Genomic DNA, 16,320 nt, shown 5'->3' on the forward strand with positions numbered 1-16,320 from the left:
ACCTCACACATCCAACACCAAGCGAACCGGATTTTCAACCAATTCCTTGATGGTCTTGAGGAAGGTAACAGCACCTTGACCGTCGACAATGCGGTGGTCATAAGACAGAGCCACATACATCATCGGGCGAATAACAATCTGATCATTGACAACGACAGGGCGCTTCTGGATCGAGTGCATCCCCAGGATCGCGCTTTGAGGAGGGTTGAGAATTGGGGTTGATAGCAACGACCCAAAAACGCCCCCGTTGGTTATAGTGAACGTACCACCAGACAGATCGTTCATATCCAGCTTACCTTCGCGGGCTTTGGCAGCGTAACCAGCAATGCCGGATTCGATGTCAGCCAGACCCATGTTTTCGGTATTGCGTAGGATCGGAACGACCAGTCCGCGATCAGATGACACGGCAATCCCAATATCGCAGAAGCCGTGGTAAACAACATCATTGCCATCAATCGAGGCATTGATTTCAGGGAAACGTTGCAGCGCGACAGCGGCTGCTTTCACGAACAGGGACATAAAGCCCAGTTTCGCTTTGTGTTTTTTCTCGAATGCGTCTTTGTATTCGTTGCGCATATCCATCAACGGCTTCATGTCGATTTCGTTGAAGGTAGTGAGCATCGCGGTGGATTGCTTGGCGTACATCAGGCGTTCGGCGATGCGGGCGCGGAGGCGGGTCATCGGCACGCGCTGTTCCATGCGGGAACCGGAAGCAGTGACCGTCACTGTTGGCGCAGGTGCTGCGGCGACTGGCGCAGGAGCAGCAGGCTTCGCGGCAACGGCGGCTTGCACGTCTTCTTTAAGGATGCGACCTTGCTTGCCGGAACCGTCAACATCAGCAGCAGAAAGGTTGTTTTCTGCCATCAGTTTGCGGGCAGCGGGAGCGGTTTGTGGTTCAGCACTGGCTGCTGGCGCAGGAGCAGCGGGTGCTGCTTCGGCTTTCGGGGCAGCGGCGACAGCACCAACGGTCATACGACCCAGCAATTGGCTGCTGGTGACGGTAGCACCGGCTTGTTCAACAATTTCGGTGAGAACACCATCAGCAGGAGCAGGTACTTCCAGCACTACCTTGTCGGTTTCGATTTCAACCAGTACTTCGTCTTGTTTGACACTATCACCGACTTTTTTACTCCATGTAACCACGGTAGCATCGGCGACGGATTCCGGCAGTACCGGGGTCAGAATCTCACTGCTCATCTGCACACATCCTCTTTGGTAGGGTATTGATTGGCATCTCTATGATGCTTTTTTGCTGATCTTGTAAATTGTCGACATTATAGGGTTTTTTATGCCAAAAGTCAATCAGCTTAGGCTTATATTGTCGACATATTGTATATATTTGCACTCAACAGAGTAAGCAGAGGATAGTATACACCGTATATTGTCGACACCAAAAACAAAAGACCCCGCAGGGTCTTTTGCTGAGTGTCACTTAAGGGGGGGAATTTACTCGCCTTCGCCCACGGCTTTCATGCTCAAGCGCATCCGACCCTGGCGGTCGATCTCGATGACTTTAACTTTAACCACATCGCCCTCTTTGACGAAATCGGTAACACGCTCAACACGCTCATCACTGATTTGTGAAATATGCAGCAAACCGTCCTTACCCGGCAAAATAGTAACAAATGCACCGAAGTCCATCAGACGCACGACTTTGCCCGTATAAACCTTGTTCAGTTCGACTTCAGCCGTAATCGCTTCGATCATATTACGGGCTTCGTAAGCTGCTTTCGCATCAATCGCGGCAATTTTGATGAAACCTTCGTCATTGATGTCAACGCTTGCACCGGTCGCAGCCGTAATGCCACGGATGGTTTCACCACCTTTACCGATAACTTCGCGGATTTTGTCCGGGTTGATTTTCATGGTGACATAACGTGGCGCGTATTCGGACACTTCATCACGCGGTGCTTCCAGACCTTTTGCCATTTCACCCAAGATGTACAAACGACCCGCTTTGGCTTGTACCAACGCTTGTTGCATAATTTCTTTGGTAATACCGGTGATCTTGATGTCCATTTGCAGCGCAGTGATGCCGTCAGAAGAACCCGCTACTTTAAAGTCCATATCGCCGAGGTGATCTTCGTCACCGAGGATGTCAGACAATACCGCGAAACGCTCGCCTTCCTTGATCAAACCCATTGCGATACCCGCAACCGGCGCTTTTAACGGTACGCCCGCGTCCATCATCGCCAAGGAACTGCCGCACACGCTCGCCATTGAGCTAGAGCCGTTGGATTCCGTGATTTCAGATACGCAACGGATGGTGTAAGGGAAATCGTCAGTGCTTGGCACCATCGCTTTCACGCCGCGCTTTGCCAAACGTCCGTGACCGATTTCACGACGCTTAGGAGAGCCGAAACGCCCAGTTTCACCGACGCTGTACGGCGGGAAGTTGTAGTTAAACAGGAAGTTATCTTTGTATTCGCCGGTAATCGCATCAATTACCTGTGCATCGCGCTCAGTACCCAGTGTGGTGACAACCAATGCCTGTGTTTCGCCACGGGTGAACAGTGCAGAGCCGTGAGTACGTGGCAATACACCGACGCGCACGGTAATTTTACGCACCGCATCCAGTGCACGACCGTCGATACGTGGCTTGCCATCGAGGATACTGCCACGCACGACTTTTTTCTCAGCGTTTTTGAATTCGCCTTTGATTTCGTCAGCGCTGAAGCCTGTTTCGCCTTCTTTCGCTGCCAGCTTTTCAACCAAGGCATTTTGCACTTCATGGATGCGGCCATAACGCGCTTGCTTGTCAGCAATCTGGAAGGCTTCAACCAAATCAGCCGAGCAAGCCACTTCTACCGCGTCTGCCAACGCTGTGTTGGCTACCGGTGCAGACCAATCCCATGCAGGGGTTGCAACTTCTGCTGCCAATTCTTTGATGGCAGTAATAGCAACTTGCATTTGTTCGTGACCGAACATCACCGCGCCCAACATAACTTCTTCACTGAGTTCTTTTGCTTCAGATTCAACCATCAGCACTGCACAGTCAGTACCCGCAATCACCAGATCCAAATCCGACGTGAGCAAGTCTTCTTTGGAAGGGTTCAGTAAATAGCCGCCGTCACGGTAGCCCACGCGAGCTGCACCGATAGGACCTTGGAATGGCATACCGGAAAGTGCCATTACCGCTGAAGCACCCAGCAATGCTGGAATGTCCGCACTGACGGATGGGTTCATGGAAACCACGGTAGCAATCAATTGCACTTCGTGCGTGAAACCTTCCGGGAACAGTGGGCGCAATGGGCGGTCGATCAAACGTGCAACCAGCGTTTCTTCTTCGGTAGCACGCGCTTCACGCTTGAAGAAACCACCGGGAATGCGACCGGCTGCGTAGAACTTTTCCTGATAATCAACCGTCATCGGGAAAAAGTCGCGCCCCGGAACGGTTTCTTTGCTGCCAACCACTGTAACCAACACGCTGGTGTCGTCCATCGTGATCATGACGGCTGCGGTGGCTTGTTTGGCGATTTCGCCCGTTTCGATAGTGACGGTGTTATTGCCGTATTGGAAAGTCTTGGTAATTTTTGCCATGACGTTGGATGTTCCTTTAAGAAATTTTATTAAGCGAGAGGGGTCACGGGCAGGCTGTTGAAAAAGATTCGGAAGTCAACGTGATACAAACCTTTATCAACAACCTTCCTGCGTGACGAACGATAGTAAACGATCAATCCTTACATAACAAAACACCGCACAAAGGCGGTGTTTTGGAGTGGTTGCCCCGACTTAGCGGCGCAGACCCAAGCTGGAAATCAACGCTTGATAGCGGTTCAGATCCTTACGCTTCAGATAGTCCAGCAGCTTACGGCGCTGGCTGACCATTGACAACAATCCGCGACGGGAATGATGGTCATGCTTATGGGTTGCAAAATGGTCCGTCAGATGCTGAATCCGCGCTGTTAACAACGCAACTTGCACTTCCGGGGACCCGGTATCTGTGTCTGATTGGCGGTATTGTGCAACAACACTCGCCTTAACTTCTGCACTCAGAGACATATTCGCCTAGGCTCCAGATTAATGGTTGGTAAAAAGGCGCAGATTATACACATGAAGGCAAATGTAGTATAGTTCTGCCTAACATTAAAATAATTATCGGCTAGTATGATGCACGTCCAACATTACCATTATGGTATTCCCATACAAAAATACTATTTTGCACACACGACCCAACCCACATGGCGTGATGTCTTGCTGCCCACCGCGTATATGGATTGTTATGCGGCAGACAAACCAGCGCTATTTTTCACTGAATACCGGCATACACTGCTCACTGATTTAACGGTGGATGAGACGGTTATTTTCCAGAATTTTTCCAAAGATGCCCGCAATCAAATTCGGCGTTGCGAACAGGAACAGTGTTTTAGCCTTAATCTCGATACTGCACTGACCGACTTTATTCCTCTTTACAATGCCTTTGCCACAGCACGCGGCTTATCTTTATTTACTGACCAAGATGCCAGCGCTATCGGCAGTGACAATTACCGTATTTTCAGTGTTGAGCATGAAGGTCGTCCGGTTATTTGCCATTTTTACCTGCTATCCCCGCAACAGCGTGCCACCAATCTGCTGATTTCAGCCAGCTCCCAAGCCTACAACCACGACCCTGATATGCGGCGTTCAATGGGGTTTGCCAACCGTTGCCTGCACTGGCAAGGAATGCGGCATTTCAAAGCGGCTGGATTCCACACTTACGATTGGGGTGGCTATACCCTGAATACCACCGACCCGGTGATGCAGGGCATTAACCGTTTCAAACGCACTTTCAATGGGCAACTCACGCCGATTTACAATTACTACTCACCTTTTTACGCTTTTATTGAAAAGCTACGCAATACCCTGCGAAAATTACGGTCTTAGGCATAACGATGTATACCCTCACTAACATTCAGGAGCTAACAGATGAATATGTTTACCAAAACCTTAGCTATCGCCGTCGCCGCCATGAGCGTTGCCGCTATTTCCACCGTCACTGCTGATGAGCAAAAATCACCGGAAGAAGCCGCGATTGACTACCGCAAAGCCGGTTTCACCATGATCAAGCACCATTTCGGCCCAATGGGTGCAATGGTTAAAGGCGAAAAAGAGTTCAATGCCGAAGAGTTTGCAAAAAATGCTGAAGCGGTAGCCGCATTAAGCAAATTCCCCATGAATGGCTTCATCCCCGGCAGCGACATGGGCGAAACCGAAGCGAAAGACAATATCTGGGCAAACATGGATGATTTCAAAAAGAAAATGGAAACCTTCCAAGTAGAAGCAGCATCACTGGCTGAAATTGCGAAAGGCGGTGATATGGCGGCAATCAAGCCACAATTTGGCAAGGTTGGTGAGTCTTGCAAGGCTTGCCACAAGGAATATAAGAAAGATTAAGGGGAATTTCCCCACCACTAACCCTTCCCCCGCAAGGGGTGAAGGGTGCTAATACCATGCATTTATCAGTTTATGCGAACCATGCCGGGGGCTTTAGCATATTCAGGCAAGTTTTTAGCAGATTGCCGTGTGGCTTCCGCTGCTGCTTTGAGTTCATCGGCTTTGCGATCCACGATCCAATCCATGACACCCGCGCCAATCCACATGCTAAACAATGCAACCCATGCGGTAATGACCAAGATAACCCCGCCAGTGACACCTGCACCCACGGCACAACCACCCGCCAGCATCCCACCAAACCCCATGAATGCCGCACCGATAAAGAAGCGCGTAAAGCCACTGTCTTGCGTAAACTGCTGCCATTTAAACTCATGTGTCACCAATGCAGCCAGCAAGGAACCCAGAAATACACCCGGTACCAGACCAACATTGAAACTGAGCGACAAATAAGGCTGATTAATCAAACCCATCAAGGTATCCGCAGAAGGACCAGTGAAACTAACACTCTGCACCTGCACAATGTCGAAAGAGCTGCTGGCTTGCCAACTCGTCAACAACCACCCCAAAGCTACGGATAAGCCTGTGACCACTGCGGCAATGCTCCACCACTTACTCACGTAATGACGCTTAGCCAACCACAATCCGCCCGCCAAGAATGCCGCTCCCAACATAATCCCACCGTAAGGCGGCAACCATCCGGCAAAACTGCGCGAACTTCCGTCTACCAACCACCAAGAAGACATTTTTTCGCGTAAGGGTGATAAGCCGCCAGTCAATGACGCTTGTGCCACAATCGTCACTACCAGCCCCGCCACCATCGTGCGCATATTACCGGTCGCCGACAACACCAGCAAACGGCTAGCACAACCGCCCGCCAACACCATGCCGCCACCGAACAGCAAGCCACCGATAATGGCACCCGACATAGACCCCGCATTATTCAACTGCCGAATTTGCCCAGTATCAATTGCCCCTGTTGTAATAAAGTACTGAGTCGCCACCATCGCTGCACCAAACGCCAGCAACCAAATCGCAAACTTTTTACCTGTCTGACCACGCCAGAATTCCACACACGCAGCACGCAAACAGAAGCGGCTTTGCTGGGCAAAAATACCAAAGATAAGTCCGACTACCCCACCAATAACGGCGGAAATTTCTTCGGTACTCAAATACGCTGCTAGGATTTCGTAATTCATCTCACTCTCCCTTCACCGCGAGGAGGTCACGCTGAAGTTATGCCATAATTAATAGAGAGCATGATAGTTAAGTATATTATGAATTGCTAATGATCTATGTCAAAAAAATGCATTATGCTTGCAATCAACCTGACAGAAAAGCGATCCCATACGTGACACCCGCGTAGACAAGCGCAAACACCAATACACCCAACCAAGCAGGCTTAAATGCCAGCGGCTTAGGGAGAGATTGTTGCGCTGGCCAGTCCGCTTTACCCACAACCATTGCCTTAATCAGGTTCGTGCGCTTATAAAAACGGTAAAATAAGATGGCAACGATATGCAACCCTGCCAATAACAAGATGATATTAAAGTTAAAATGATGAACAGATGTCAGTAATTCCGCCGTACCGCCCGACACCAAACCTATCAATGGACCTTCGGTCATAATATCATCGGTAGCAAATAAACCCGTCGTTGCTTGCGTCAATACTGCCAGCAGCAATGCCATCACCATCCACGCCCCCAGCGGATTATGCCCGGCATGAAACGCCGTTGCCCTGCTCCGTAACTCACGCAAATGTACCCAAGCCTGTGCAGGCGACTTCAGAAATTGCCGAAACCGTGCAGTATCACTGCCGATAAAACCCCAAACGAACCGAAACAGCACCAACGCCAGCAGAAAAATGCCGCTGCGCTCGTGCCACACCATCCAGTTACCGCCTGTTTCTGCACAAAACCACGAGAAACCAATGCCAATCACCAGCATCCAATGGAACAAACGTGTCGGCAAATCCCAGAGTTTCACAGGGTTCGTTTGCATCACTTCAGCCCTAACACATCCTGCATATCAAACAAGCCAGACTGCTTGTCATTGAGCCAACCAGCAGCACGTACCGCACCTTTTGCAAACGTCATCCGGCTAGAAGCTTTATGGGTAATTTCCACCCGCTCACCCACATCAGCAAACAGCACCGTGTGATCACCCACCACATCACCGGCTCGCACCGTCGCAAATCCGATCGTTTGGCGTTCACGTTCGCCGGTCACGCCTTCGCGTCCGTAAACCGCGCATTCTTTCAAATCACGTCCCAGTGCATTCGCCACCACTTCGCCCATGCGTAATGCCGTGCCGGAAGGCGCATCGACTTTATGGCGATGGTGTGCTTCCATAATTTCAATATCGACTGTATCGCCCAGCACCCGCGCTGCCATATCCAGCAGTTTCAAGCACAAATTAACCCCCACGCTCATATTGGGGGCAAACACCACTGCTGTTTGCTCAGCAGCTTTGGCGATAACCGCTTTGCCATTGTCATCAAAACCCGTCGTGCCAATGACAATTTTTTTGCCTTTGGCAACACACCAGTTCAGATGCAGCAAACACGGCTCTGGGCGGGTAAAGTCGATCAATACATCGAAATCGTTCACCGCATCATCCAGTGTTGGAGCAATGATCACGCCATTTTTGCCAATGCCAGCGACTTCACCCGCATCCGCACCAATCAGCGAACTGGCGGGTTGTTCGGTAGCAACGCTCAGCTCCAAGCCTTCAGTTTGCGCACAGGCTTCGATCAACGCCTTGCCCATACGCCCGCCCGCGCCCACAATGGCAATCTTCGTCATTATTTATCACCTTCAAACAAGTCTTTGACGAAACCCTTGGCTTTATCCAACCAGCCGTGTTCTTGCGGGCTGTGTTTTTTACCGCCATGCACAAAGGTAGCATCCAATTCTTCCAACAACTCACGTTGCCTCTTGGTCAAGTTCACCGGGGTTTCGACCACCACACGGCAAATCAAATCACCGACAGCCGCACTGCGCACCGATTTCACGCCCTTATTACGCAAGCGGAACTGTTTGCCGGTTTGCGTTTCCGCCGGAACCTTAAGGCTGACGCGATTACCGTCTAACGTCGGCACTTCAAATTCGCCACCAATGGCAGCGGTGGTAAAGCGAATCGGTACTTCGCAATGCAGATTATCACCATCGCGTTGGAATAAGTCGTGAGTTTTGACAAAGACTTGTACGTACAAATCACCAGCTGGCCCACCGTTGACACCGGCTTCGCCCTCGCCTGCCAAACGTACCCGATCACCATTATCCACCCCGGCAGGAATCCGTACTGACAGGGTTTTCTGCTTTTCTTTACGCCCTTGACCGTGACAGTCAGGGCAAGGGTCTGCAATGATTTTGCCTTTGCCGTGACAATGCGGGCAAGTCTGCTGGATAGCGAAGAAACCTTGCTGAATCCGTACCTGACCACTGCCATGACAGGTCGGGCAGGTTTGCGGATGCGTACCCGGTTTCGCTCCACTGCCATTACAAGTGTCACAATTTTGCAAGGAAGGCACACGAATATCGGTAGTGGTGCCGAATACGGCTTCTTCCAAGGTTAATTCAAGGTTGTATTGCAGGTCGCTGCCACGGTAAGCACGGTTGGCACCACCACCGCCTCTGCCGCCGCGTCCGCCCCCGAAGATGTCGCCGAAAATATCCTCGAACACATCGCCGAAACCACCCTGAGCACCGCCGCGCCCACCGCCGCCAAAACCACCGGACTGATCCACGCCCGCATGACCAAACTGATCATAAGCGGCCCGCTTTTGTGGGTCGTTCAGCACTTCGTAAGCTTCTTTGGCTTCTTTGAATTTGGCTTCTGATTCGGCATTGTCAGGATTGCGGTCGGGATGATGCTTCATCGCCAAGCGCCGAAATGCCTTTTTCAAGTCATCTTCGCTGACATTCTTTTGTACACCAAGGACTTCGTAATAATCCCGCTTGGACATAAATTCGATCCCCACTTAAACGAAATCAGGCACAGCAAGACATTCCTGCTGCGCCTGTGTATTTAGAAGATGGCTAGTGTATTACTTCTTGCCATCGACTTCTTCAAATTCAGCATCAACGATGTCGTCATCGCCCGCTTTGCCACCCGCTTGTTGAGCGCCTGCACCCGGTGCGCCACCTTCTGCGCCACCCGCCATTTGCTGCATCAACTTGCCAGAAGCCTCCATCAACGCTTCGGACTTGCGCTCAATCACGTCTTTGTTGTCGCCTTTGACAGCATCACGCAATTCACTGATCAGGGATTCGATATTAGCACGCTCAGCACCCGGTACTTTTTCACCGTATTCTTTCAGTGACTTTTCCGTGCCGTGAATCATACTGTCGGCTTGGTTACGCGCATCCACCAGTTCGCGCTGCTTGCGGTCTTCTTCCGCGTGCGCTTCCGCATCTTTCACCATTTGCTCAACTTCTGCGTCAGACAAGCCGGAAGAAGCTTTGATGACGATGGTTTGCTGCTTGCCAGTCGCTTTGTCTTTCGCGCCAACGTTGAGGATACCATTAGCGTCAATATCAAAAGTCACTTCGATTTGTGGCATACCGCGTGGTGCTGGCGGAATGTCTTGCAGGTCGAAACGGCCCAGTGACTTGTTGTCACGCGCCATTTCACGTTCACCTTGCAATACATGCACGGTAACAGCGGTTTGGTTGTCATCTGCTGTGGAGAACACTTGTGATGCCTTGGTAGGGATGGTGGTGTTCTTTTGGATCAGCTTGGTCAGGACACCGCCAAGGGTTTCAATACCCAATGACAGTGGCGTAACGTCCAACAACAGGATGTCCTTAACGCCGCCGCCCAATACGCCGCCTTGAATCGCTGCACCAACGGCAACCGCTTCATCAGGGTTCACGTCTTTGCGTGGCTCTTTGCCGAAGAAGTTTTTCACCGCTTCTTGGACTTTAGGCATACGGGTTTGACCGCCAACCATGATGACATCATTGATTTGTGCGGCTGACAAACCGGCGTCTTTCAGGGCAATTTTGCACGGAGCCATCGTGCGCTCGATCAAATCGTCTACCAAAGATTCCAGCTTGGCACGACTCACCTTAATATTTAAGTGCTTCGGACCAGTCGCATCAGCGGTAATGTACGGCAAGTTCACATCAGACTGCTGGCTGGTGGACAGCTCGATTTTGGCTTTTTCTGCCGCATCTTTCAGACGTTGCATCGCCAGTGCATCGCCTTTGAGGTCAATGCCGCTGGTTTTGCGGAATTCGTCTGCCAGATAGTCGATCAGGCGCATATCGAAGTCTTCACCACCGAGGAAGGTGTCACCGTTGGTGGACAGTACTTCAAACTGCATTTCGCCATCAACGTCAGCAATTTCGATGATGGATACGTCGAATGTACCACCACCCAAGTCGTAGACCGCGATTTTGCTGTCACCTTTGGATTTATCCATCCCGTAAGCCAATGCCGCAGCAGTAGGCTCATTGATAATACGCTTAACTTCCAAACCGGCAATTCTGCCCGCGTCTTTAGTCGCTTGACGTTGTGAATCGTTGAAATAAGCCGGAACGGTAATGACCGCTTCAGTCACGGGTTCACCGAGATAATCTTCCGCAGTCTTTTTCATTTTCATCAATACGCGGGCAGAAATTTCCGGCGGTGCCATTTTCTTACCGCGCACATCTACCCAGGCATCGCCATTATCGGCTTTGATGATTTTGTAGGGTACGAGTTTAATGTCTTTTTGCACCGCATCTTCTTGGAAACGGCGACCAATCAAACGCTTGATGGCGTACAAGGTGTTTTCAGGGTTGGTAACAGCTTGGCGCTTGGCGGTTTGCCCGACCAACACTTCGTCGTCCATGAACGCGATAATCGACGGCGTGGTGCGGTCGCCTTCCGCATTTTCGATAACCCGTGGTTTGTCACCATCCATAACCGCTACGCAAGAGTTGGTGGTGCCAAGGTCAATACCAATAATTTTTCCCATAATCTTATCTCCAGAATTCTTTTCTTAAGGTTTTCACGATTGGCTTGTTTATGTGGGGTTATCTGCCCGTTTTCAAGAGCCAAGGTGATAGAATTTTTACTTTTGCAAACTTACTTTTTACAAACCATAACCATTGCAGGGCGTACTACCCGCCCATTCAGCAAGTAACCCTTTTGCATGACCAGTGACAGGGTGTTGTTGTCGAAGTCGGGGTGAGGCTGCATCGACATGGCTTGATGATGTTCAGGGTTGAAGGTATCACCCGGTTTGCCAACGGAAGTAATGTTGAATTTTTCCATGACGGTTTCAAACTGCTTGAGGGTAAGCGCCATGCCTTCGCGGATTTGCTCAATATCGCCCTGCGCCTGCATCCCCATTTCCAAACTGTCGATCACCGGAATGATGGATTCTAGGAACTTTTGGGCAGCGTATTTATGCGCATCTTCAATTTGTTTTTCCGAACGGCGGCGTTGATTTGCCAGTTCTGCTTGCGCCCGCAGCAATTGTTCGTAGTTATCAGCAGCTTCAGCTTTGGCTTTATCGAGTTCGGTTTGCAAGGCATCGGTATCTAATGGCTCAATATCCATCACTTCAACCACAGCGTCTTCCATACCGTTTGTCGCTGCGTCTTGCAGGTTATTGTCTTTGGGATCATTCATTGTGCTACTCCACGGCGATAAAAATCATTTCGCCGTGGAAAGTAGGGTTTAGTTTGGGAATTTCAAGGGCGACACCCGAAAAATGCCAGCAATACGGCAAGAAATATCAGTACAACAACGCAAATAACTTATTGCGATATTTTTTAACCAATGGATTCGCGCTGCCGATCAGTTCAAACGTATTGAACAGACCTTGCTTGCCAGCACCATCCTGAAACTTGCTGTCTTTTTTATGCACGGTGAAATACAGCTCCAGACCAGCTTCAATCTCATCCATCGCAATACGGATTTTGGCCAATTCCAACATGGTGGCAAGGTCGTCGGGGTTTGCGGCTAATTGCTGTTCGAGTGCCGACGTATCCACACCAACCACTTGCGCCTGCAACTTGGCACGTTTCACATCCGCCAACAGTTGGCTGAGAATCTGGTTGTCGATCGCATCCGGCGGAATGCCTTGCAACAACACTTCGGCTTCGTCAGCACGTTCTTGCTGAATCAGCATTCCGGCAAGTTCCACCACGGCTTCGTAGAAATCCGGCTCGTGCTGTACCACTTGTTCCATCAATTGGGTCGCGCCCGGCAAATCACCGTTGTTGTACATTTCCAGCGCTTGCTGACGGTACGGCTCGGTCTTGCGGGTGCGATGACGGTCAATCAGTTTGCGGATTTCGGCTTCTGGCTGTACCCCCGTGAATTCATCCACAATCCTGCCATCCTTGATGACTTTAACCGTTGGTATACTGCGCACGCCAAACTGGGCTGCCAATTGTTGTTGCTGGTCACTGTTGACCTTCACCAACAAAAAGCCACCTTGGTATTCATTCACCAACTTGGTCAAAATCGGCATCAGCATTTTGCATGGTTGACACCAATCCGCCCAGAAATCTACCAAGATGGGAACTTGGTAGGAACTTTCCATGATTTGCTGGAAATTCTGCGGGGTTGCTTCAAAAATGTAGGGGGAAGTTGCATTTTCCGCCATTATCCTTTACTCCTTGTTATCATCTGCCTTAGCTGCTGGGTCAGTCGCTGGCGCTTCCCCGGCTCCCATTTGCTCCTGCATTTGCTGCAATTGTTTCATAATCTCGATGGTTTCTTTCGGAACATCATCACTTTCTTCCAGTAACTGGATGATTTCCGGGGTCAAGCCTTCTGCTTCGATTTTTTTCATCAAATCTTCGGGAATCCCCATATTCGGGTCGCCGCCCTCTTCCATCATGCCCTGATCCATGCCCGGCGGTGCCAGCATATTGACAAAATCAGCAAAACTCATCTGCTGACCATTCAGGGTAACATTTTCGCCCGCCAGCTCGATGGCACTGGTAATTTTCTCGCCTTCCAACTTCAGCAAACCCTGCTCACTGAGTGGCGTCAGCATCATCTCAGAACCGGGTGGCAGCAAAGCTTTATCCGCATCCAATGTCATCTTGCCCTTCATCAGGGTTGCCCACTCATTGGGGCCATAACTGGCAAGCGCCATCATATCGGGGGCTGTTTTACCCGTGTAGGTCAGATCCACATCGGCATTCAGCTTACCTTTGGGGCTTTCAGCCAAGAGCGTGGTATGCAAACGGCTTTTGTCGGTTTTCAGCACTTTAGCAAACAAGGTTTCAACAACTTTGCCGGTGGTATCGGTCAATTGCGTCATCAATTCCTGTTGTTTTTGCTGACCCTCAGGGGTTTCCATTGCTTCGGCACTCCACAGCATCTGGTTCTGGACGCTTTGCAATTCGGCTTGTAACTTGCCTAGTTCTTGCACGCCCGCCACATCCAGACCACTGACATCGAGTTTGAAATCAAGCTTGCTGAGCGTATCGTCTGCGCCCTGAATATTGGTCGCTTGCATGGCGACTTTACCCGCCAGTTCATTGTCGGTAATGCCGCTATCGCTCTGCATCGCTAGGTCGAAGCTGACGGGTACGGTTGTCTCTTCCGCTAAAATGCTCACGCCCGGCATTTTGAGATCAAACGTGCCCAAAGCTTGCCCGCCGATCATACCGGTCATGTCACCCTCTAATTGCATGGAAGGCAGGGTGAATTGCGCCGTGGCATCTTTAATTTCAATTTTGCCCGCTTGCATGGAAATCTTACCCGTCATATCCGGCGCAGAAGTACCGGACAGGGTTATGCTATCCATCTGCGCGGTTGTGCCATCCTGATCCACTTGCAACGGATTCGTGGTGAAGTTGTAAACCGTATTACCGCCAAAACCAATCACCGTATGACCTTCCAACGGTGCTTTGCCCGCAAATGCTGTGGTTAACCATTCACGCTGCTCAGCATCCAACGCTGCCATATCCAATTGAGTGTGAATTCGTGCCGTGCCAAACTGCACCGGGCTGCCGCCGCCAAGGAATACCGGACCATTGCTAATTTCATTAACGAATTGAATTTCACCCAAATCACTCAACGGTGGCAAATCCATCGTCAACTTGGTAATCGCAGTAGCACCCAAGGCGCTTTTTTCGTAGCTGACCAGCTCTTGTTTAATGCCACTTTGTGCAGAGGCTTGATTTTGTTGCTCGATAAACTGTTTCAACGTGGTTTCAGTCTGCTGACCGATGTACCAGCTTGTACCGCCCCAAGCAACCAGCAAAACGACTGGAACGGACAGCAGTGTAACTAATTTTTTCATTATAGATTCCTATAGGATGTATTCTGACACTGGTGCGCAGTGTAACAGAGAAAAAAGTTTCAGCGCCCCAACATTTGCCTAAACGGCATTCCCAATAGTCGCAGCGCCATAAAATAACTGGTTAATGCCAGCACCATCAGACCTGTTAACCAGCCAATTCGTGCCCATGTGGAAGCCGTTTGCCACCAAGCATCCGCCGGAGATACCAGCCAAACCAGTGCCGTCATCACCACTGAAGCCACCCCGATTTTCAGCAAAAAGCCCATCCAGCCTTTGCTAGGTTGAAAAATCTGCTGCTTACGCAAGTGATAAAACAACAGCCCCGCATTCACATAGCCCGCCAATGCAGTTGCCAAGGCCAACCCGGCGTGCGCCCCTTCGATGCCCGAAAAGTACCAAGGCAACACAATCAAGACATTCAGTGCCATATTCGCCCCGATCGCGATCATGCCGATTTTAACGGGCGTTTTGGTATCCTGACGCGAATAAAAACCGGGTGCTAATACTTTAACCAGAATAAAGCCGCTTAAGCCAACCGCATACGTCATCAGGCTCAAGGATGACATTTGCACATCACGCCAGGCAAATTCACCGTGCATCATTACCGTCGCCAAAATTGGCTTTGCCAACAAAACCAAGCCCAACGTAGCAGGCAGTGAAATCAACACTCCCAGACGTAACGCCCAATCCATCGTCTGCTGAAATTGCGTAGCATCCGCCTTAGCATGGTCACTGGATAATTTGGGCAGAATGACCGTCCCCAACGCTACACCCACAATCGCGAGCGGCAATTCCACAAAACGGTCGGAATAATACAACCACGAAATACTGCCCACCGCCAGAAACGAAGCCAATAAGGTATTAATCAACAAATTTAACTGCGCCACTGACGAACCAAACAAGGTCGGAATCATCAGTTTCATAATCCGGCTGACACCCTCGTGCGCCTTACGCAAACGCAAGCGTGGCAATAACCCCAAGCGCGTCAAGGTCGGCAACTGAAACACCAACTGCGCCAACCCCGCAAAGAACACCCCCCACGCCAATGCCAAAATCGGCTCATCGAAGTAAGGCGCACCCCACACCGCCGCTGCAATCATCACCACATTCAACAACGCAGGCGTTAAGGCTGGAATCGCAAATTTATGAAACGTATTCAAAATCCCACTGACAAACGCCGTCAGCGAAATAAACAAAATATAGGGAAAGGTAATCCGCAACATTTCCACGGCTAAATCCGGGCGGGCATTCGGCTTACTCTCGAATCCGGGCGCAAATATCCACATCACCACCGGCGCGGCAACCACGCCAATGACCGTAATCACCAGCAAAATCAGCGCCAGATAACCCGCCACATGATCAATCAAATCCTTGAGTTCTGCCTGACCGCGCTGCTCTTTGTATTCCGACAACACCGGCACAAAGGCTAAGGAAAATGCCCCTTCCGCAAACAAACGCCGCAACAAATTAGGGATGCGGAATGCCACATAAAATGCATCGGTTGCGCCATCCACCGGAAAATACCGCGCAACAATCATATCGCGCAGCAAGCCCAACACGCGGGAAATCATGGTCATGGCACTAATCACAGCACCGGAACGCAACAAACGGCTCATGGTTTAAAGTGGTTTCCACAAAGAGAAGCGGCGATTCTGCCCGAATCACGTGCAAAGGTCATGCAGGAAATGTGG

Annotated in this window: 14 protein-coding genes; 2 read left to right on the forward strand and 12 right to left on the reverse strand. The window is 50.5% G+C overall.

Going from position 1 to position 16,320, the window contains the following annotated elements:
- Window positions 1–3 precede the first annotated feature (3 nt).
- The 3 genes from odhB to rpsO all read right to left on the reverse strand — a co-directional run bounded on the left by odhB (window position 4) and on the right by rpsO (window position 4,002).
- Window positions 4–1,197 carry a 2-oxoglutarate dehydrogenase complex dihydrolipoyllysine-residue succinyltransferase gene (gene odhB / locus L2Y54_RS17005; protein ID WP_236497813.1) on the reverse strand — a complete coding sequence of 398 codons (1,194 nt, stop codon included), beginning with the start codon at window positions 1,195–1,197 and terminating at the stop codon, window positions 4–6.
- 249 nt (window positions 1,198–1,446) lie between these two features.
- Window positions 1,447–3,540, reverse strand: a complete 2,094-nt coding sequence (gene pnp / locus L2Y54_RS17010) for a polyribonucleotide nucleotidyltransferase (protein WP_236497814.1) — start codon at window positions 3,538–3,540, stop codon at window positions 1,447–1,449.
- A gap of 192 nt (window positions 3,541–3,732) precedes the next feature.
- The gene (gene rpsO / locus L2Y54_RS17015; RefSeq protein WP_236497815.1) at window positions 3,733–4,002 is read right to left on the reverse strand and encodes a 30S ribosomal protein S15; all 270 of its coding nucleotides are present in this window, start codon (window positions 4,000–4,002) and stop codon (window positions 3,733–3,735) included.
- Between the two features lie 105 nt (window positions 4,003–4,107).
- On the opposite strand from rpsO, the gene L2Y54_RS17020 reads away from it, so the two are divergent.
- Together L2Y54_RS17020 and L2Y54_RS17025 are read left to right on the forward strand one after the other, a co-directional pair.
- A complete protein-coding gene (locus tag L2Y54_RS17020; RefSeq protein ID WP_236497816.1) occupies window positions 4,108–4,863 on the forward strand; it encodes a GNAT family N-acetyltransferase in 756 nt (251 codons plus the stop codon).
- Window positions 4,864–4,905: 42 nt separating this feature from the next.
- Entirely contained in the window at window positions 4,906–5,373 is a 468-nt protein-coding gene (locus tag L2Y54_RS17025; protein WP_236497817.1) for a c-type cytochrome, read from the forward strand.
- A gap of 65 nt (window positions 5,374–5,438) precedes the next feature.
- Here L2Y54_RS17025 and L2Y54_RS17030 read toward each other — a convergent pair whose 3' ends face one another.
- The 9 genes from L2Y54_RS17030 to murJ all read right to left on the reverse strand — a co-directional run bounded on the left by L2Y54_RS17030 (window position 5,439) and on the right by murJ (window position 16,245).
- A complete protein-coding gene (locus tag L2Y54_RS17030; RefSeq protein ID WP_236497818.1) occupies window positions 5,439–6,569 on the reverse strand; it encodes a YeeE/YedE family protein in 1,131 nt (376 codons plus the stop codon).
- A 124-nt stretch (window positions 6,570–6,693) separates the two neighbouring features.
- Window positions 6,694–7,371, reverse strand: a complete 678-nt coding sequence (locus tag L2Y54_RS17035; protein ID WP_236497819.1) for a cytochrome b/b6 domain-containing protein — start codon at window positions 7,369–7,371, stop codon at window positions 6,694–6,696.
- Window positions 7,371–8,174 (reverse strand): 4-hydroxy-tetrahydrodipicolinate reductase, encoded by an 804-nt coding sequence (gene dapB / locus L2Y54_RS17040; RefSeq protein WP_236497820.1) that lies wholly within the window; start codon window positions 8,172–8,174, stop codon window positions 7,371–7,373. The genes L2Y54_RS17035 and dapB overlap by 1 nt, the downstream gene beginning before the upstream one ends.
- Window positions 8,174–9,337 (reverse strand): molecular chaperone DnaJ, encoded by a 1,164-nt coding sequence (gene dnaJ, locus L2Y54_RS17045; RefSeq protein ID WP_236497821.1) that lies wholly within the window; start codon window positions 9,335–9,337, stop codon window positions 8,174–8,176. Before dnaJ ends, dapB begins: the two co-directional genes overlap by 1 nt.
- An 81-nt stretch (window positions 9,338–9,418) precedes the next feature.
- Window positions 9,419–11,335, reverse strand: coding sequence for a molecular chaperone DnaK (gene dnaK / locus L2Y54_RS17050; RefSeq protein ID WP_236497822.1), 1,917 nt, complete (start codon window positions 11,333–11,335; stop codon window positions 9,419–9,421).
- Between the two features lie 110 nt (window positions 11,336–11,445).
- Window positions 11,446–11,994 carry a nucleotide exchange factor GrpE gene (grpE, locus tag L2Y54_RS17055; RefSeq protein ID WP_236497823.1) on the reverse strand — a complete coding sequence of 183 codons (549 nt, stop codon included), beginning with the start codon at window positions 11,992–11,994 and terminating at the stop codon, window positions 11,446–11,448.
- 106 nt (window positions 11,995–12,100) lie between these two features.
- On the reverse strand, window positions 12,101–12,976 hold the full coding sequence (gene trxA / locus L2Y54_RS17060; RefSeq protein WP_236497824.1) for a thioredoxin: 876 nt from the start codon (window positions 12,974–12,976) through the stop codon (window positions 12,101–12,103).
- 6 nt (window positions 12,977–12,982) lie between these two features.
- Window positions 12,983–14,629: a DUF945 family protein gene (locus L2Y54_RS17065; protein WP_236497825.1), complete on the reverse strand. Its 1,647-nt coding sequence runs from the start codon at window positions 14,627–14,629 to the stop codon at window positions 12,983–12,985.
- A gap of 59 nt (window positions 14,630–14,688) precedes the next feature.
- Window positions 14,689–16,245, reverse strand: a complete 1,557-nt coding sequence (gene murJ, locus L2Y54_RS17070; protein ID WP_236497826.1) for a murein biosynthesis integral membrane protein MurJ — start codon at window positions 16,243–16,245, stop codon at window positions 14,689–14,691.
- Between the last annotated feature and the right edge of the window lie 75 nt (window positions 16,246–16,320).

This window comes from Thiothrix winogradskyi (assembly GCF_021650935.1).
GTDB classification, from domain to species: Bacteria; Pseudomonadota; Gammaproteobacteria; order Thiotrichales; family Thiotrichaceae; genus Thiothrix; species Thiothrix winogradskyi.